We start from the raw sequence: 18900 nt of genomic DNA, 5'->3' as shown, positions 1-18900 counted from the left end.
TGCCTTGTCGATAGATAAATTTCTAAAAACAAGGCAGTCTTAACATTAAACTATCTGCTCTTTTATCTTGTGGTATAGCTTTAGAATTTCATCTTTTTTGATGATAAAACTATTTTTATTTGCGATTAGATGAGCAGAGCTTTGCATTATTGTTTCTGCTACTTTAAGACCGTTTTGTTTCATTGTAGTTCCGGTTTCAACCACGTCTACTATACAGTCGCTAAGCCCTACGATAGGGGCTAATTCAATCGAACCATATAGTTTTATGATCTTTACGGCGATGGCTTTTTGTGCAAAGTAATTTCTTGTGATATTTGGCATTTTTGTTGCTACTTTTAACTCCGGTTGAGTGTAGTCAAGCTCTTCATTTTCTTTTGTTCCGATACAAACACGACACTTGCCGATGTGCAGGTCAAGCAGTCTTACAACATCCGGTCTATGCTCTTCAAGTACATCAAGCCCAACCACTCCGATATCAGCCGCGCCCTCTGTTACGTAAGTCGGGATGTCTTGGTTTCTAACCATTAAAAATCTAAAATTTTCCTCTTCAAGAATAAGCTTTCGATCTTCAAATAAAAATTTAGAAGCAAAAATTTTCCTAAAAATTTCAAGAGTATCTTCTGCGATTCTACCCTTTGGTAGTGCAATAGTTATCATTTTAAAATTTCCTTTTTATTATTTATTAGTTTTTGCATAGAGCGAAAGACTAGCATTTTGTCGCATACGGCATTTTTGAAAAATTTAGACAAGAACTCGCCGTCACCGCCCGTAAAATAAACCTTTTTGTTTCCGGCTAGTTTTTCAAGTAGTATGACTATGGGTTTTAGTATGCCATAACTTACCGCATCAACTGTTTTTTGAGGCAAGGCGTCAATGTCTATTTGTGAATTTATGGGAAGTTTGAGGCGTGGAGATATGCCCTCATAAGCCTTTAGCATACTTGAAATTCCTGGTAAGATATACCCGCCAAGATGGATAGAATTTGACATTATGTCCACAGTTATAGCACTTCCGGCATCCACGATAACACCGTCTGTTATGCCGTAGCACCCGGCTATGCGGTCTATACCTAACCCTTGATATATGGTATCTATCTCAAAATAAGGCTCAAGGTCGATGAAATTTGGATTTGACTTTAGTTTTGCAAAGAGGTCATCATTTACGCAGATAAAATAAACCCTCTCTTTTGGCTCGTATCGTCTAAATTCGTCTACGCTCATACGTGAAATTTTGCCGTCTTTTAAAAACGTAGCGTTGGTGTTGCCTATATCACACAAAATCATAAGTTCTCCAACCGTCTTGTTTGAAAATTTCAAGCGATTTTGAACATATTTGCGAGCTAAAGAAGAGGGTTCGTTTTCTTATAGAGGTGTCAAATTTTGTCTCTATTCTTTTACACAACTCACAAATTTCTAAAGCCTCTTTTTTTAAAAGCCTACTTTTTGCATAGCGGATAAAAACTATCTCATAGTAGCCCTTTGTATCTACTCCAAAATATGCTTCAAATAGGCGTTTTTTGCAAAATTCACTAAGATCTACGCGCCTTAGATCTCTAAGCAGAATTTTTTTATCTTCAAAAAGCTCGCAAATTTTTTGGTTCATTATTTAAAATTCACAAACTCGTCATCATAATAAAACGCATCTTTGCCCATAAAACTTTTATCTTCTATTTCGCTGTCAAATTCATAAATTTCAGGGTTGTTAAGGTCTAAATCCGTTCTAAAAATATATCCTGTTTTTTCTACTATATAAAGATAATTATCTGTTGCAAGTGCGTCTGAAAAGATGGCAAATTTAAAATTTCTTTCATTTTTTACCCTTAAGCCAAGGTCGGTAAGAACGACATTTCCATCTTTTTTAAAGATATATATGTTTTCGTCGTTTGCAAGGATATTTTTTATTTCTGCGTCATAGTAAAGAGTTCTTTGAGGGTTTATAACGATAAGTTTTTTAGCGGTTGCAGCGATCATGTTTTCACCGATAACATCAAGAAAGATGATGTTGTTAAAAAACGGCTCTGAGCTAACAACAACGTCCCTTAGTATGCGTCCGCTATCTTTTTGCACTATGTAAATTCTACCGTCAAGTGATGGGTAGATGATAAGTGAACTCATAAAATAAGGTGAAACTACGCGTGAATCAACTGAATAAATTTCAGATGATTTATACTGCATTAATGTTTTTGCCTCAAATATATCTATCAGATAAATTTGGTTTGCAGCGCTCACTGCAGCCAGTAAATTTCCCTCTAGTGAGGCTGAAACTATGGCTGATTTAAAGCTAGCAAAGTATAGCGTGTTACCTGAAGTATCACTTACGTTAAGATCGCCGTTAATGTTTGAAGATATGACAGCATCTTCGCTTTTATTTAAAAGTTCAAAACCTTTTGCGAGCTTGATGGAGGTATCAAGACCGTCTTTTGTGATTATATTACCATTTTTTAGGGTAGCGCCGTTTGGATTAACTGATTTTATATAAGAAGGCAGGTCGTGCGATAAAGAGATTTCTTTGTTTACACTCTCTGGCTCAAAGTATTGTCTTTTTGTTCCACAACCGACAAAGGTCAAACTAATGGCTAAAGTTAGGAAAAGTACTGCTTTTTTCATTATTTATTTCCCTGATAATGTTCTAAATTTTTTACTAAATTCATAAGTGGCGAGTCAAGAGGAATTTTTGCAAATTCTGCTCTGGCTTCATTTATCTTATCCTCTTTTAAAAGTTCATAACCTTTTATAAGTGTTTCATAGTTTGCAAGTATAGATCCATCTTGTGTGCCTATTTGGCTTGATAAGATTTGTTTTACTACCGGATCTATAGGCAAGGATAAAAGCTCTTTAACTTGCGCCGTATCCTCTTTTTTCATAGCTTCTTTAAACTGATGTATGGCATAAAGTGTAGGCTCTTTTTCTTTTAAAATTTTAAGAGCGTCGGCATCGGTTGGGTTTAAGATAAGTTTTGAGTATGCCTCGTTTGCTGCAGATATTCTATTTGCATTTATTGCTTTTGAGCCGTAAAATCCGGCAATGCCAAGCACTGCGATAATAGCCGAAAAGATAATGGCTTTTTTGTATTTTTTAAAAAATCTCTCGCTTTTTATGACGCTTTCTAAAAATTGCTCTTGCGCGCCTATTTCTTTTTTGATTTCGGTTAAATTTTCTTGTATAGCCAAAGTATTATCCTTTGAAATTTTTTGGTTGTAATTGTAGCATAATAAATTTAAAACAGCCCAAAATAAAGCTTAGTTATGTTATAATAAGCTGAAAATTTAATAAAAAGGTTTTTTATGCAGATTGATGACGCGCTTCTTAGTAAGCTTGAAAAATTATCATCACTAAAGGTGAGTGACGATAAACGTATGCAGATAAAGCAACAGCTTAGTGAGATCGTAAATTTCGTAGAAGTTTTAAATGAGCTTGATCTTAGCAATGATAACGCCGTAGTTAGCTCGATAAATGGCGGAACTTTACTTAGAGAAGATATTGCAAAAGACAGCCATGTGATAGACGATATACTAAAAAATGCACCTGCAAGAGAAGGAAATTTTTTTGTCGTTCCAAAGATTATAGAGTAGAGTTAAGATGCAGATAAAAACGGACATAGAGGCTTTATTAAAGACGGTTGTTTTTAATAAAGCAAGCGACTTGCACCTAGTATCAAGGGCTGAGCCGCAAATTCGTATAGACGGAGCTTTAAGACCGCTTGAGCTTGGAGTTTTAAGCGGCAAAGATATAGAAGATATCTGCTATACGCTTATAACTGACGCTCAAAAAAGTGAACTAGAAAACAACAAAGAGCTTGACTTTGCCGTTGACTTGCCAAATATCGGCAGATTTAGAGGAAACTACTATTATACTACAAACGGCGATTTAGCGGCCGCCTTTCGTGTCATACCGATCAATATCCCGTCGCTTGATGACCTTAGAAGCCCGCTGATATTTAAAGAGCTTATAAAACGTGAAAAAGGTCTTATCCTGGTTACCGGACCAACAGGAAGCGGCAAGTCAACAACTCTTGCAGCTATGCTAAATGAGATAAATTTAAATTTCAGAAAACATATCATCACAGTTGAAGATCCTGTGGAATTTGTCCATCCTAATAACAAATCACTTTTTTCTCATAGAAACGTAGGCACAGATACTCGCTCATATGCAAAAGCGTTAAAATACTCATTAAGAGAAGATCCGGATGTGATCCTTGTAGGAGAGATGAGAGATAGCGAGACGATATCTACCGCGATAACAGCGGCAGAGACAGGACACTTGGTCTTTGGCACACTTCATACAAACTCGTCTATACAAACTATAAACAGGATAGTAGATAGCTTTGACGGTGGAGAGCAACTTCAAGTAAGAAATATGCTTAGCTCTTCACTAACTGCCATCATTTCTCAAAGTTTACTTCCAAAAGCTGGCGGCGGAAGATACGCCGTGCATGAAATTTTAATTAACAACCCGGCTATTGCAAACTTGATACGCGAAAATAGAATTCATCAAATTTATTCGCAAATGCAGTTAAATCAACAGCAAAGCGGGATGAGTACTCAAACTCAAGCGTTGGTAAAAGCCATAAAAGCAGGACAGATCACAAAAGATACTGCCATGCGTTTTGCTACAAACCAACAAGAACTTTTAAACTCTATAGGAGCAATTTAATATGGATTTTGTGGCGTGGTTTGACATCATAATCGTTGCAGCGATTTTAATGCTTGGCATAAAAGGAATTTTAAACGGACTTATAAAAGAGGTCTTTGGACTCATAGGGCTTGTAGGTGGCTTGGTTGTAGCGACTAGGTTTTCTGAAGTAGCTGAGAAATTTATAAATGAAAATATATATAAATTTGATAACGCTTCTATGCTTCAGTTTGTCGGCTTTATCGCACTTTGGATAGTGTTTTGGTTTTTATGTATATTAATCGGCAAATTTATGTCAAAACTTGTTGCACTTAGTGGACTTGGATTTTTAGATAGATTTGGCGGGTTTGTAGCAGGAAGCGGTAAAATTTTTCTTGTTTTAGCTGCCGTTTGTGCGGTTTTAGCCGGAACAAATTTAAATAGCAAAGTTGCGCCGTATTTTCAAAATAGTAAAGTTTATCCTATCTTAATGAGTGCGGGTAATTGGATAATCAATGTCGATATAAAAAATATCAAAAACGAGATGGATGACCTTGGTATAAAAAGAGTCGAGCCTAATAAAACGGATATTTTTATCACAACTGATGAAAACGCAAGTAATGAAATTGAAGTAAATGCAACAAAAGGAGAGTGATATGATAGAGAATTTAGAGTATGATGCACTGCTTGATAGATTTAAAAAAGTTCTTAGAGATAACGGACTTAAGTATACAAAACAACGTGAAGTTTTACTAAAAACACTTTATAACAACGACGAACACTTTACTCCGGAAAGACTCTATCTCTTTATCAAAGAGAACTATCCTGAGTTAAATGTTGGTATCGCAACAGTATATAGGACCTTAAATTTACTTGAAGAGTCCGAGATGGTAACTTCTATTAGTTTTGGTGCACAAGGTAAAAAATTTGAGCTTGCTACAAAGCCTCACCATGATCACATGATATGCAGAAGATGCGGTTTGATAATAGAATTTGAAGATGCAACTATAGAAAAACGTCAAATCGGTATCGCAAAAGAACACGGTTTTAAACTAACCGGACATATGATGCAACTTTACGGAATTTGTGAAAAATGCAATAAAGACAATATAAAGGGAAAATAATTAAGAGAGGTAAAAGATAAGGTGATATTTGATAATCAATTAGAACAACAAAGGCTACAAAGAGCGGATGATCTGCGTGAAATGGGAGTTAATCCATACCCTCATTTCTTAAGACGTGATATGGATATTTCTAAATTTAGACTTAAATTTAATCATATAAAAGATACGGAAGATAAAAAAGCCGAGGGGCAATTCGTAAGTCTTGCGGGTCGCATTAAGCTGATACGCGACGCAGGTAAGGCGATATTTGCAAATATCGAAGATGAAGACGGAAATTTACAAATTTATTTTAGTAACAAAACACTTGACGCAGAGTGGTTTAAGGTTGTTAAGAAAAATATCGAAGTAGGTGATATCATCTTTGTTCGCGGATATGCTTTTGTTACTAAAACGGGCGAATTTTCTATGCATGTTAGCGAGCTAACACTTGCTTCAAAAGCGATATCCCCACTACCTGAAAAATACCACGGCTTGGTTGACATAGAGACAAGATATCGTCAGCGCTATCTTGATATGATAATGAACCCTGAAGTTAGAAATGACTTTAAAAAGCGCTCGATCATTGTTTCTACGATTAGAAGATTTTTTGAAGATAAAAATTTCTTAGAGGTTGAAACCCCGATGATGCACCCGATCGCGGGTGGTGCAAATGCTAAGCCTTTTGTTACTTTTCATAATGCACTAGGTGTTGATCGTTATCTAAGGATAGCACCGGAGCTATATCTAAAACGCTTGATCGTGGGTGGCTTTGAGGCTGTTTATGAGATGAATAGAAATTTCCGTAACGAGGGCATGGACTTAACGCACAATCCCGAGTTTACAAGCATAGAATTTTACTGGGCGTATCATACTTATCATGATTTGATGGGCATAACAGAAGAGCTTTTTAACGTCCTTCTCGATAAACTTGAGATGGAAAAGGTCATAGAATTTGACGGTATGAAGATCGACTTTTCAAAGCCATTTGCTAGGATAAATTATAAAAAAGCACTTGTTGAGATAGGCGGCATCGATCCTAGTATCATAGAAGATAAAGAGCAAATTTTAGCCAAGCTTAAAAAAGATGAATTTGAGGCAAACGACAAGCTTGATCTAGGACATCTTCAAGCGGAACTTTTTGATAACTATGTCGAAGAAAAGCTTATAAATCCTACATTTATAATTGACTTTCCGATCTCCATATCTCCGCTATCAAGAAGAAGTGATAAAAACCCTAATGTGGCAGAGAGATTTGAGTTGTTTATCGCAGGTCGCGAGCTTGCAAACGGCTTTAATGAATTAAACGATCCGATAGATCAATACAGCCGCTTTTCCGGTCAGATAGAAGCCAAAAACGCAGGAGATGACGAGGCGCATGAGATGGACGAGGACTATGTCCGTGCTCTTGGATATGCTATGCCTCCAACAGCTGGCGAGGGCATAGGTATCGACCGTCTTGTTATGCTACTTACCGATAAAAAGTCGATTCGTGATGTTGTGTTATTCCCCGCTATGAGACCGTTAAAAAATGAAAACCAAACAAAGGAGAGCAAATGAGTTTAGAAAATTACGATAAGTCAATATTTGATCTAGTGCAACTTGAGTTAAAAAGACAGTGTGATCACCTTGAGATGATCGCTAGTGAAAATTTCACATATCCTGAAGTAATGGAAGTAATGGGCTCGATCCTAACAAACAAATACGCAGAAGGCTATCCTGGCAAGCGTTACTATGGCGGATGTGAATTTGTTGATCAAATAGAACAGATTGCAATTGACAGATGTAAAGAGCTTTTTGGATGTGAATTTGCAAATGTTCAACCAAACTCAGGCTCTCAAGCCAACCAAGGTGTATACGGCGCACTTTTAAACCCTGGCGATAAAATTTTAGGCATGGACTTAAGTCATGGCGGGCACCTAACTCACGGCGCTAAAGTAAGTAGCTCAGGCAAGATGTATGAGAGCTTTTTTTACGGTGTAGAGCTTGACGGACGTATCAATTACGAGCGTGTTTTAGATATCGCTAGGATCGTAAAACCAAAGATGATAGTTTGCGGCGCAAGCGCTTACACAAGAGAGATCGACTTTAAAAAATTTAGAGAGATAGCCGATGAGGTTGGAGCTATACTTTTTGCCGATATAGCCCATATTGCAGGTCTTGTTGTAGCGGGCGAGCATATGCATCCATTTCCACACTGCGATGTCGTAAGCTCAACTACTCATAAAACTCTTCGCGGACCAAGAGGCGGTATCATTATGACAAATAATGAAGAGTATGCAAAGAAAATCAACTCTTCAATCTTCCCTGGAATTCAAGGCGGACCACTTGTACATGTCATAGCAGGCAAAGCAGTAGGCTTTAAGCATAACCTATCACCTGAATGGAAAGTTTATGCAAAACAAGTTAAAGCAAATGCTAAAAAGCTTGGAGAAGTGTTAATGGGACGCGGTTTTGACCTAGTAAGCGGTGGTACTGACAACCATCTTATCTTGATGAGCTTTTTAAATAGAGAATTTAGCGGTAAAGATGCTGATATCGCACTAGGAAATGCAGGCATAACTGTCAATAAAAATACGGTTCCTGGCGAGATAAGAAGTCCGTTTGTAACAAGCGGTATTCGCGTAGGCTCACCTGCTCTTACTGCACGCGGTATGAAAGAGGCCGAATTTGAGCTAATAGCAAATAAAATCGCAGATGTGCTTAGCGACATAAATAACACATCTATCCAGGAAAAAACAAAGGCCGAACTAAAAGAACTAGCGCATAAATTTATAATATACGACAGGGCGATGTTTTAATGCAAAGTATCGATACTGCACTTATCAAGATGATAACATCGCATTATTTTATAAAACGCGACGTTATAGTTAATAAAATAGAACATAAAGGCAGGTTGTTTTTTGATAAATTTGAGCGTGTTAATGAGCTTTTAAACTATAAAGTCATACAAGATCATGACGCAGGAAGAATTATTGCCGCTCACCCTTTGATAAACGCAAACGACAAGGTTGAGAATATCGTTTTTGACTATAACGGTAGAACGCCTGAACGTTTTTGGCATCGTGCACAGTTGCTTTTGCGAGAGGAAGGTTTTATAAATTTTACCGCATATAAAAGCAAGACCGAGGGACATTTACATCTATATGTTCACAAAGGTCATACGACATTTCACGAGGCTTGCCAGCTAGCTAATATGCTAAGCATGAAGCTGTCTCAGCGTCTTGCTAAAGAGTGGAGAATGTTTCCTAATACCGATATGCCAAGAGAATTTAATATATTGGCTTTGCCTTATGAGCTTTATCAAAAAGAGCGAGGGGCGAGCTGGTCGAAACACATGTAAGGAAAAGATATGCAAACAGATAATGAGCTAAAAGATATACTTTTGGATAACGACGATGAGATAAAAAGTGCAAAGATAAAGCGACTTTTAGTCTTTGTTGCGGCTCTTGTGATTTTATTTTTAATTATCGTTATGGCGATAAAAATGCTAAATTCCAGTGATGTTCCTCAAGCTCAAAATGATATAGATTCAAGGCTTGTTTTGCCACCTGTACCAACTCAAACGCCCAAAGATAACAATATCGTAGCTCAGCAGCCATCTCTTCCTATAAATAACAAAAAAGACGATCAGTTGTTTGAGCAAGTACCTATTGTTCCTGAAAGCAAGAGTAATGACGAATTTGAAGATATGGTAAAAAGGCTAAAGGAAAAAGAGAGCAATAAAATAGCCGCAGCAAATGAAGCTAAAAAAGAGGAGCTTAAGTCTGAAGTCGTAGTTGCTAAAGAGCAACCAAAGGCTCAATCAACAACTAGCACAAAAACTCAAAACGAGACAAAAGCGGCTGATAAAAAACAAGAGGTAAAACAACCTCAAGCTGCAAAACCGACTCAAACCCCGATTGCTAAAACTCAACCAACTAAGCCTACTACTCAGGCTAGCACAGGAGGCTCTTATGTGCAAGTTTTTGCAGGACTTAAGTATAATCCAAATGCGGACTATCTTAAAAAATTGCAAGCCAAAGGCTATAAATACCAAACTGTAAAAGTTGGAGAGTTAACTAAAGTTATCGTCGGTCCTTTTGGGGCAAACGAGCTTAAAAACGCACTTGCTGATATTAGGAAAGATGTAAACAAAGACGCATTTGTATATAAGGCAAAGTAATGCAAACCTTCGCACTTTTCGGAGATCCTGTCGCTCACTCTATCTCTCCAAGGCTTCACAATAAAGCCTTGGGGGATTTGGGTCTTGATGCGCTTTATACTCGTGTTTTACTAAAAGATGGAAGCGAGTTAATGTCTAAATTTCGCTCCTTAAAGCTTGATGGGGCAAATGTCACGGTTCCTCATAAAGAGCATGCTTTAAATTTAGCCGATGTTGCTTCGCCGACTGCCACTTGTGCAGGCTCGGCAAATACATTGGTTTTAAAAAATGATAAAATTTATGCCTATAACACCGATACTTTGGGCTTTATGCGAGCTATTGCGCCGTTTGGCGATATTAAAACAGCTCTTATAATAGGAGCCGGTGGCACAGCAAAGGCGCTTGCGTATGTTTTACAAAACAACGGAGTTGAGGTTGAAATTTTAAACCGAAGCAAAGAGCGTATTCAAGATTTAAGTCAAAATTTTAACTGCTTTAGCTGGGATGAATTTAGACCAAAAGGTTATGACCTTGTTATAAATTCAACTTCTGCAGGTTTAAAAGACGATATTTTATGTGCTCCGGTTGAAATTTTACTTCCTGTGATAAAAGGTTCAAATTTTGCATTTGACGTGATATATAATAGAGCAACCCCGTTTTTAAATTTAGCTCAACAGCATAACCTTACATGTAAAAATGGTGCGGATATGTTGCTTTTTCAAGCTGTTTTTGCGTTGAATTTATTTTATGACTCAAGTTTGGACGAGACAAAGATAGAAAAATCAATGCGTGAGGTTTTTCGTCTTTAAACTAACCTCTTAATGTGATATAATCATCAAAATCAAAAAAGGTATAAAAATGATAAAAAAGACAAAAATCGTAGCCACCTTAGGGCCTGCAAGCGACGACATATCCGTGATGGAAGAGATGGTGAAAGCAGGCGTAAATGTCTTTCGCTTAAATTTTAGCCACGGAACACACGAATACCATAAATCAAACATCGACAAAATTCGTGAAGTAGAGAAAAAGCTTAATATTCGTATAGGAATTTTACAAGATATCTGCGGTCCAAAAGTCCGTATTGGCAAGCTTGAGGTGCCATTTGAGCTAAAAACTGGCGATAGGCTTGATATATATGCTGATGAAATTTTGGGTGTTAAAGTTGATGAAAATCACTATAAAACTTGCCTAAATCAACCTCAAATTTTGGCAATGTTAAAACCTGACGAATACGTCTACCTTTATGATGGCAACATCCGTGCAAAGGTTGTTGAAGCAAGTGCAAAAGTTGTCCAAACTAGGATAGAAAACGACGGCACTTTAAGCTCAAACAAGGGCGTAAATTTCCCAAATACCAAAATAGGTATAGAGGTTATAACTCTAAAAGATCGAAGTGATATGGAATTTGGTGCTAAGTGTGGGGTGAGTTTTGTTGCGATTAGTTTTGTTCAAAATGCAGATGATGTGCGAAAAGCAAAAGAAATTTTAAGAGGATTTGGCTCAAAAGCGAGTGTACTTTCTAAGATAGAGAAATTTGACGCTGTTGAAAATATAGACGAGATCATCAAAGAAAGTGACGGTATCATGGTGGCAAGAGGCGATCTTGGTATAGAAGTCCCATACTACCGTGTGCCTACTATACAAAAACTTATAATCAAAAAAGCAAATGCAGCTAGCAAGCCTGTCATCACTGCAACACAAATGATGTTAAGTATGGCAGAACATGAAACCGCTACGCGTGCAGAGATAAGTGACGTTGCAAATGCCGTTTTGGACGGAACGGACGCTGTTATGTTAAGCGAGGAGAGTGCGATAGGCAAAAATCCTGTTGCCGTCGTTGAGGCGATGAGCAATACAATCGTGCAAACACAGAGTATATATCCGTATAATAAATTTGATGAATTTGAGTTTATGGATGAAACTGATGTAGTCTCTTCAAGTGCAGCCGCTCTTGCCGTTAGGTTAAAGCTAGATGGTATTATATCTATAACATCGTCTGGTAAATCAGCCATAAAACTTGCTAGAAATCGCCCAAATATCGACATCTATGCAGTAGCCCACGATGAAGCTACGGCGCATTCGCTAACCTTATCTTGGGGTATAACTCCTGCGCTTGTTGTTGCTAAAAATAAACTTGGTGATCTTTTGGCTGACACTATACAAAAAGCAGTAGAAGGTGGTTTTGTGGATCATGAAAAGGGGTATTTGGTAACTGCGGGACATCCGACTGGAGTTGAGGGAAGCACAAACTTTTTAAGAATTCTAAGACGCGACCAGATTGATTATTATCTATCTCAAAAGATATAAATTTACACCCTTCAAGCTGTTTTATCGGCTTGAAGGGTTTTTAATCTATCCTAAAATAAATAAAATATCAAGTTTTTGTTCTGCTTTCAAATGCTTTTAAAAGTGATAGCATATCGACATTTTCAAGGCTTACTCCGGTAGGAACACCTTGGGCTAGTTTGCTAAATTTGATGTCCGGGTTTTTTATCTTGTCTTCTATATAGATCATAAGCGCATCGGAATTTAGTCCAGGAGTAAATGCAAAGATGACTTCGGTTGTTTGGTTTATGGTTATTGTTTTTTTTAGCTTGTTTATAACCTCTTCATTTACTTCTTCCATTACGAAGTAAAATCCATCGTATATGCCGTTTTGTTCAAAGGTTAAAATGTCTTTTGGGCTTTCAACTATAGTTAATAGACTACTATCTCTTGTCGTATCGGCACAGATATCGCAAATTTCATTCTCGCTAAGTCCTCCACATCTTTCGCAACGCTTGATAAATCTAACCGCATCTTCTATGCATTGGGCCAGCTTTAGTCCGCCAAATGTATCTTGCAAGCTTACAAAATAAGCAAATCTAGTAGCCGACTTCTTGCCTATACCTGGCAGCTTGTTAAACGCCTCTACTAATTCGTTAAATTTCTCTAAGTCTTTTTTCATTGTGATTATTTTTTAGTGGTAGATGGAGAAATTTTAAAGCAGTGATAGCCATCTTCGTATGCATAGTTTAATTCAAATTTTTGCATTTGACAAATTTGCTCTATGATGTAAAGTCCAAGACCCATGCCTGCACTGGTGTTTTTATCGCCTCTTACGAAGGCTTGCATGTAGTGTTCTATCGGGTGAGCTAGAGGGTTGCCTAAATTTTTAACAGTTATTCTGTTGCTTTCGCATATCACGATAGCCTTTTTGTCGTTGGCGTATTTTAGGGCATTGTCTATTAAATTTTTGATCGCAAGAGAAAACAGCTGGAAATCAACCCTTAAAAGCATATCCTCTTTTATCTCGCAAGTTACTTTTTCGTGAAATTTATCAAGCATAAGCATGTCTTCGACTTGTTCGAGTATCAGTGAAAAATGACACTCTTGATAGTTTAGTGCGTAGCTTTTTGATAGAAGTTGCTCGACTTTGCTAAATTCATTAATTAGCATTTCAAGGCGCTCAAAGACATTTATGAGGCGTGATTTTTGCGTATCGTTTGACACCATTTCAGAGACTATGCGACCCTTGCCTATGGGTGTTTTTAACTCGTGCATTATAGCTCGCAAAAACAACTGTCTTGAGCGTATGAGCTCTCTTATCTTGCAAACTGCGTTATCAAATTCAAGCGCGACTTGCGATATTTCATCTTGGGCTTTTGCGTTAGGTAGAGGGCAGATAACCGTGTCCATGTTTCCAGCGGCAAATCTTCTTATGTCTTTACTTAACTTTTTAAGCGGTAAAAGACTTTTTAGTACCGACACATAAAGTGATATAAGCAATGCGGAAATAACAAAAAATCCCATCCAAAGCGGGTCATTTACATGCCTTACGTCGTTGCTTTCAAGTAGTAGCTGAAAGGATGGGTTTTTAATAAGCAAATAAAGGTCGTTTTTATAAAGTATGGATTGCACAAGTCCTAGCGGGGTATGTCTTGCAAAGATATGCTCTCCGTTATCCACAACTGCGTTTGCTAAATTTTTATTACCGACGTATTCAAGCCCGAAATTTTTAAAGTAGTGCTCCAGATCTTTTGGTGGATTAGCTCTTTCGTAAAGCGTTAAAAGATAACTTATGGCACTTACTTGTTTGCTTCGAAGTTTGTCCACGGCGTTGTCTCGCTGAATGTTTGCAAAAGTTAAAAACAGCAAACACATCAGCGAAAACGCGATGGCAAATATTATCGTAATTTTCGTGGTGATAGAGTATTTCATCCGATGAGTTTATATCCTATGCCGCGAACTGAAAATATATGTTTAGGTGATTTTGAGCTATCACCTATTTTTGTTCTAAGACGACCTATGATAACGTCTAAGCTTTTTGAGTCCTTATCTTTTAGGCTCTTGCAGTTATAGACAAGTTGCTCGCGAGATACTGAAAAGCTGTGTTGTTTGATAAGATAGTTTAGTATCTCATACTCAGCAGGAGTTAGTGTTAAAGCTTCATTGTTAAAGTAAATTTCATGACGTTTTTCATCTACTCTAAATGCACTGTCTATAACTTCTTCTTGAACCTCGTTTGTTTTTTTGTATCTACGGATAAGACTTGTTATGCGAGCATACATCTCTTTTGGATCGTATGGCTTTGGCAGATAGTCGTCAGCACCTATTTGAAGTCCTACAACCTTATCGCTTATGTCGGAGCGAGCAGAGCTTATGATGATAGGTATGTCATATTTTTGTCTGATCTCTTTACATACTTCAAGTCCGTCTATGCCAGGCAAAGTAAGGTCAAGTATAAGTAGGTCGAAATTTTTGATACCGGCACTAAGACCTAAATACGGATCTTCGAAATTTGTTACTTTTATATTAAAATTATCAAGATACTCAGAGAGAATTTGTGCAAATTCCGGATCGTCTTCAATCATTAAAACATTAACCATTATTGTATCCTTGTGTTAAAAATTTGTATGATTATACGCAAAAAAGATAAATTTATTTCTAAATTTTATAAAATATTAGATAGAATAACGGATTTTAATAATAAATTTAGGAAATGTTGTGGAAGTTAGTTATTATGAAATATTAGAAATTTCTCAGAGCGCAAATGCGGATGAGATAAAAAAAGCTTACAGAAAACTTGCTTTAAAATACCACCCGGACAGAAATGCCGGAGATAAAGAAGCTGAAGATAAATTTAAGTTAGTTAATGAAGCCTATCAAGTCTTAAGCGATGAAAAAAAGCGTGAAATTTACGATAGATACGGCAAAGATGGCTTAAATGGATCGAGTGGTTTTGGAGGAGGTTTTGGTGCCGACTTTGATATATCAGATATCTTTAGCTCGTTTTTTGGCGACTTTGGTTCTTCAAGGACACGTCGTAGAAATACCGATAAATACTCGGTTGATCTTGAAGTACCTATAGATATAAAATTTCATGAGGCTGTTTTTGGTTGCGAAAAAGAGATAAGTTACAAGATTAAAGTCCCTTGTGACGAGTGTAAATCAACCGGAAGCAAAGATGGCAAAACCCATACATGCCAGTATTGTAGAGGAACGGGAAGAATTTCTCAAAACAGAGGCTTTATGAGTCTTGTTCAAGAGTGTCCTTACTGCCATGGTAGCGGTCAAACTATCAGCGAAAAATGCCCTAGTTGTAATGGAAACGGCTTTAAAGAAGAGTCAAAAACTATAAAGATAAGCATTCCGGAGGGTGTTGATAGCGGCATGAGAATGAGGGTTTCCGGTAAAGGAAACATAAGTTCAAGAGGCGAGAGCGGGGATCTTTATGTAAATATAAATGTGGCTGAGGATGATTATTTTATTAGACATAATGATGATATTTATGTTGATTTTCCTGTGTTTTTTACCCAAGCGATACTCGGAGAAAGCATAACGATACCTACACTTCGTGGCAAAACAGAGCTAAAACTACCTGTCGGAGCAAAAGACAAACAGCAGTTTATATTTGAAAACGAGGGTGTAAAAAATGTAAATTCAAAGCGTGTCGGTCGCTTGATAGTTCAAATTTCGATACAAAATCCACAAAAATTAACCGATGAGCAAACAGAACTGCTTACGAAACTCCAAGAAAGCTTTGATATAAAAAGTGGCACCGCGATACACGACAACGACAGCGTCTTTGATAAGATAAAAAGCTGGTTTAAAAAGTCTTAAACCTGGCTAAGAATTCACTTGCTTGTTTTATTAACAAGCAAGTAGTATTTTATAGGTGAGTGCCTACAGCTCCTCTTGGTCCATGCCCTAACTCTTGCCTGATAGCGTTTGCAAGCTGAATTTTGCCGATGTGTGGCGAGAACTCTTTTATGTATGATTTGCTTTTTTGCTTTTGTATCTTTTTGTTGCTAAATACAAATAGCTTTGCGTCTATTTTATGCTCTTCAATAGCCGTTTCCATAAAATTTGATAATGTTTCTATGTTAAATCCCTCTATCTCTTCATCAACCAAAACAAGACCATATATCTTATCTCTTAGATGTTGCACTACCTCGTCAAAGCTGCTTGCAACAGTTAGCTTGTCGTTAAATTCCTCAAGTGTTCTTACAAAAATTTTATTTTCGATAGGTGACTTTTTGCAAAGTAAAATTTCCTTATTTTTTGCAAGATCATTCTCTTTTTTTACGAAATTTTTAAAATTCGGTATAAATTTGTATAAAAGCATCTTTAAGTTTTCTGTATTAAACGGCTTTTTGATGTGAGCGTCAAATAGACTTTCGATGTCTTTTTCTGATGCGGAACTCGTGTTTGAAAGCATGCCGATAACCGGAGTTTGGGCGTTTATAGTTAGTGCTTTAAATCTATCATACTCTTTCATTGTGGCGGTTATATCGCCGTGAAGTTGCGCTGTTATAAAAATGATATCAAAGTAGATATTTTTAGTCATTTCAAGCATGGCTTCATAGTTGTTTTTTAGCACAATATCAACGCCGTAAGTTTCAAATGCCGTAGCACACATATTTAAGACGATAGAGTTGTTGTCATATATAAGCACTTGAGGTCTATTTAGGCTAAAATCTTGCGCGTAATGCACCAAATAATCATGCTTTAATTTGCTTAAAATACCGATTGGAGTAAGCGGATCTTTTACCATCGATAAATTTTTGATATTTGTTTGTATCTCTTTGTCTTCGCGCATGAGGATCATGTTGTATTTTTTAGGGTCGTTTATCCTTGATAAATTTGACACCGTTTGAAAGTCTATGCCAAAATCTTTTAAAATCTGGGTAAAAAAGCTATTGTATTTTGCATTTATGTCATTTACAAAACACACTTGTAAATTTTTATTATACTTAGGGATGTCAGGTTTGTCGGTGGTCCTAAGCTTTATCGTATATCTAAATTCGTTACCTATGCCACCGGTGGCATTGGCGGCATTTATAAAAATTTTACTATTCATAAGCTCAAGATACATATTTGCAACTGCTATCCAAAACTCCGTATCCTCTTGGTAGTTTTGCAAATTTGCATCTGAGTTTAAAAGAGTGTGTATCTGTGACTGGGTTAAGGTGTTGGCGTCATTTTGCACACTTACGCTTAAATTTACAAACTCGCTTCCTAGCTCTTGAGGGAGGGTTTTTATTTCGACTGTGATATTTGCGTATTGGTTACATTGTGATATGGCACTTGAGATGATGTTTGAAGTGATAATTTTGATCTTATTATCATCTCCGACTAGGTATTTGTCAAGTTTCGGATCGATAAAAGTTATAAAATTTATCTTTTTATCTCTAACATCACCCATCTTGCTCTCAAGGATATTTTTAAACAAAATTTGCGGATCAAATTCCTCGTTGTTAAGGACAAAATCACTTGACTCTATATCAAGGATATTTTTGATATTTTCAAAATTTGCATATGTCAAAGTTGTGTTTTCATCAAGGGTATTTATGGCTTTTGTTTTATCTGCAGACAGGAACGACCTCTTTAAAAATGCTATACTTTGGGCATTTTGTTTATGTTTGTTTTTATGTGTTTTTATAAGTTTGTTTAGATATATATTTTTTATCCCGTTAAACATCTTGTTACGGTTATACTTATCAGACAGGTTTCTATGGGTTGCTACTAGCTCTTTTAGCACGGCTTCTGGGGTGATATCTTTCTTTATCATATATTCTTTTATGTAAGATAGATCCTCGTTTAGTTCATTAAGTAGTCTTAACCTAGCAAACAGCACAATCACCGAATACACCAAAAAGCCGGTAAGTGCTAAAAATGCTATAAATTTAGAGTGCGCCTGGGAGTAAAATATACTTGCATCACGTATCAGCTTGTTTTCGACAAGATCTGAAAACTCAAGCAAGATACTAAATTTATAGTATTCGAATTGATCTATCTTTTTTATATCATCAGATGAAATTTCATGCGCTTTAGATGATACGATGTTAAGATATAGATCTGAAAATTCACTTAGCATATCTATGGTTTGCTTACTGTTTATAAGCTTTTCTATCTGGGCTTTTACTTCGTTTTGTGGCAAGAGGTTGATTTGGGATTGCTCTAAAATTTCATCATTTAGCCATCTCATGATATTTTCTTGCGTTACGATTTGGTGGTTTGACAGTGCTTCGGAAATATAACTGCGGGATTCGTTTATGAGCCCTAAATTTGAGTAAATTTTATTTAAGATCGTGATATAAATTTTTAAGTCCAAGTTGATGTCTGAATTTTGAGCTGTTAAGTAACTCTCTATCATTGAGCTATTTATGCGTTGAAAAAAGTATAAAAACGCAGTCGAATACTTTTGCTTAGCATCTTGTATGTTTTCTCTTAGAAATTTTATATTTTGTATGAGATCGGCTTTGTATTCTGGCATGTCTTCAAAAAGTTTTGAAATTTCATCGGTGATTTTTTTACTTTTTGCGTGTAGGTTATTAAAGTCTTCTTCGTTTTTAGGGGTTGGATTATTTATAAAATTTAATGCACTTCTACGTTCTTGTATGAGGGTTTGAGTCATCTGTTTAAGCAGGGTTTGCTTTTTGATGTTTGAGATTAGCTCGTTTGAGATGGTGGCTTTTTGCATGTATTCGTAACTTGTGTAGGCGCTAAACATTATCGCTACTACAATCGAGATCAAAAGTGTGTAGTCTTTAAAAAATTTCAT

The 18900-nt window shown here is 36.6% G+C and carries 20 protein-coding genes; 11 read left to right on the top strand and 9 right to left on the bottom strand.

The genetic code is table 11. From position 1 onward, the window contains the following. Window positions 1-45 precede the first annotated feature (45 nt). Genes hisG through CCAL9328_RS01450 form a run of 5 tightly spaced genes read right to left on the bottom strand, consistent with a single transcriptional unit; the run spans window position 46 to window position 3169 of the window. Window positions 46-657, bottom strand: coding sequence for an ATP phosphoribosyltransferase (gene hisG, locus CCAL9328_RS01470; protein ID WP_169936086.1), 612 nt, complete (start codon window positions 655-657; stop codon window positions 46-48). Then, complete coding sequence (locus CCAL9328_RS01465; protein ID WP_169936088.1) at window positions 654-1283, bottom strand: type III pantothenate kinase; 630 nt, start codon at window positions 1281-1283, stop codon at window positions 654-656. Before CCAL9328_RS01465 ends, hisG begins: the two co-directional genes overlap by 4 nt. After that, window positions 1270-1602 (bottom strand): hypothetical protein, encoded by a 333-nt coding sequence (locus CCAL9328_RS01460; protein ID WP_169936090.1) that lies wholly within the window; start codon window positions 1600-1602, stop codon window positions 1270-1272. Before CCAL9328_RS01460 ends, CCAL9328_RS01465 begins: the two co-directional genes overlap by 14 nt. Next, window positions 1602-2606 carry an L-seryl-tRNA selenium transferase gene (locus tag CCAL9328_RS01455; RefSeq protein ID WP_169936092.1) on the bottom strand — a complete coding sequence of 335 codons (1005 nt, stop codon included), beginning with the start codon at window positions 2604-2606 and terminating at the stop codon, window positions 1602-1604. The genes CCAL9328_RS01460 and CCAL9328_RS01455 overlap by 1 nt, the downstream gene beginning before the upstream one ends. Beyond that, entirely contained in the window at window positions 2606-3169 is a 564-nt protein-coding gene (locus tag CCAL9328_RS01450) for a tetratricopeptide repeat protein (RefSeq protein ID WP_169936094.1), read from the bottom strand. Before CCAL9328_RS01450 ends, CCAL9328_RS01455 begins: the two co-directional genes overlap by 1 nt. 114 nt (window positions 3170-3283) lie before the next feature. Between CCAL9328_RS01450 and gatC the strand changes: the two genes are divergently transcribed. The 10 genes from gatC to pyk are packed head-to-tail and all read left to right on the top strand — an operon-like array spanning window position 3284 to window position 12161. Then, a complete protein-coding gene (gene gatC / locus CCAL9328_RS01445; RefSeq protein ID WP_169936096.1) occupies window positions 3284-3571 on the top strand; it encodes an Asp-tRNA(Asn)/Glu-tRNA(Gln) amidotransferase subunit GatC in 288 nt (95 codons plus the stop codon). 7 nt (window positions 3572-3578) lie between these two features. Beyond that, window positions 3579-4652 carry a type IV pilus twitching motility protein PilT gene (locus CCAL9328_RS01440; RefSeq protein WP_169936098.1) on the top strand — a complete coding sequence of 358 codons (1074 nt, stop codon included), beginning with the start codon at window positions 3579-3581 and terminating at the stop codon, window positions 4650-4652. A 1-nt stretch (window position 4653) separates the two neighbouring features. Further along, the gene (locus CCAL9328_RS01435; protein ID WP_169936100.1) at window positions 4654-5265 is read left to right on the top strand and encodes a CvpA family protein; all 612 of its coding nucleotides are present in this window, start codon (window positions 4654-4656) and stop codon (window positions 5263-5265) included. A gap of 1 nt (window position 5266) precedes the next feature. Beyond that, entirely contained in the window at window positions 5267-5734 is a 468-nt protein-coding gene (locus CCAL9328_RS01430; protein WP_169936102.1) for a Fur family transcriptional regulator, read from the top strand. 24 nt (window positions 5735-5758) lie between these two features. Next, entirely contained in the window at window positions 5759-7270 is a 1512-nt protein-coding gene (lysS, locus tag CCAL9328_RS01425) for a lysine--tRNA ligase (protein WP_322619309.1), read from the top strand. Next, a complete protein-coding gene (locus CCAL9328_RS01420) occupies window positions 7267-8511 on the top strand; it encodes a serine hydroxymethyltransferase (RefSeq protein ID WP_169999839.1) in 1245 nt (414 codons plus the stop codon). The genes lysS and CCAL9328_RS01420 overlap by 4 nt, the downstream gene beginning before the upstream one ends. Next, window positions 8511-9053 (top strand): DUF1882 domain-containing protein, encoded by a 543-nt coding sequence (locus tag CCAL9328_RS01415; protein WP_169936107.1) that lies wholly within the window; start codon window positions 8511-8513, stop codon window positions 9051-9053. Before CCAL9328_RS01420 ends, CCAL9328_RS01415 begins: the two co-directional genes overlap by 1 nt. A 9-nt stretch (window positions 9054-9062) precedes the next feature. Next, on the top strand, window positions 9063-9875 hold the full coding sequence (locus tag CCAL9328_RS01410; protein ID WP_169999838.1) for an SPOR domain-containing protein: 813 nt from the start codon (window positions 9063-9065) through the stop codon (window positions 9873-9875). Then, window positions 9875-10663: a shikimate dehydrogenase gene (locus CCAL9328_RS01405; RefSeq protein WP_169972100.1), complete on the top strand. Its 789-nt coding sequence runs from the start codon at window positions 9875-9877 to the stop codon at window positions 10661-10663. Before CCAL9328_RS01410 ends, CCAL9328_RS01405 begins: the two co-directional genes overlap by 1 nt. Window positions 10664-10712: 49 nt before the next feature. Continuing rightward, window positions 10713-12161: a pyruvate kinase gene (pyk, locus tag CCAL9328_RS01400; RefSeq protein WP_169999837.1), complete on the top strand. Its 1449-nt coding sequence runs from the start codon at window positions 10713-10715 to the stop codon at window positions 12159-12161. A gap of 67 nt (window positions 12162-12228) precedes the next feature. Here pyk and recR read toward each other — a convergent pair whose 3' ends face one another. Genes recR through CCAL9328_RS01385 form a run of 3 tightly spaced genes read right to left on the bottom strand, consistent with a single transcriptional unit; the run spans window position 12229 to window position 14722 of the window. Next, on the bottom strand, window positions 12229-12801 hold the full coding sequence (gene recR / locus CCAL9328_RS01395) for a recombination mediator RecR (RefSeq protein WP_169936115.1): 573 nt from the start codon (window positions 12799-12801) through the stop codon (window positions 12229-12231). Between the two features lie 5 nt (window positions 12802-12806). After that, complete coding sequence (locus CCAL9328_RS01390; protein ID WP_169972099.1) at window positions 12807-14054, bottom strand: ArsS family sensor histidine kinase; 1248 nt, start codon at window positions 14052-14054, stop codon at window positions 12807-12809. Continuing rightward, entirely contained in the window at window positions 14051-14722 is a 672-nt protein-coding gene (locus tag CCAL9328_RS01385) for a response regulator transcription factor (protein ID WP_169936119.1), read from the bottom strand. Before CCAL9328_RS01385 ends, CCAL9328_RS01390 begins: the two co-directional genes overlap by 4 nt. Window positions 14723-14840: 118 nt before the next feature. Between CCAL9328_RS01385 and dnaJ the strand changes: the two genes are divergently transcribed. Further along, window positions 14841-15956: a molecular chaperone DnaJ gene (gene dnaJ, locus CCAL9328_RS01380; RefSeq protein ID WP_169936121.1), complete on the top strand. Its 1116-nt coding sequence runs from the start codon at window positions 14841-14843 to the stop codon at window positions 15954-15956. Between the two features lie 49 nt (window positions 15957-16005). Here the strand turns inward: dnaJ and CCAL9328_RS01375 are convergent, their stop codons facing one another. Beyond that, a complete protein-coding gene (locus tag CCAL9328_RS01375; RefSeq protein WP_169999836.1) occupies window positions 16006-18900 on the bottom strand; it encodes an ATP-binding response regulator in 2895 nt (964 codons plus the stop codon).

Source organism: Campylobacter sp. RM9328, assembly GCF_012978615.1.
Note: the sequence above shows the minus strand (reverse complement) of the source record. Positions and strands in the feature narration are given on the sequence as shown.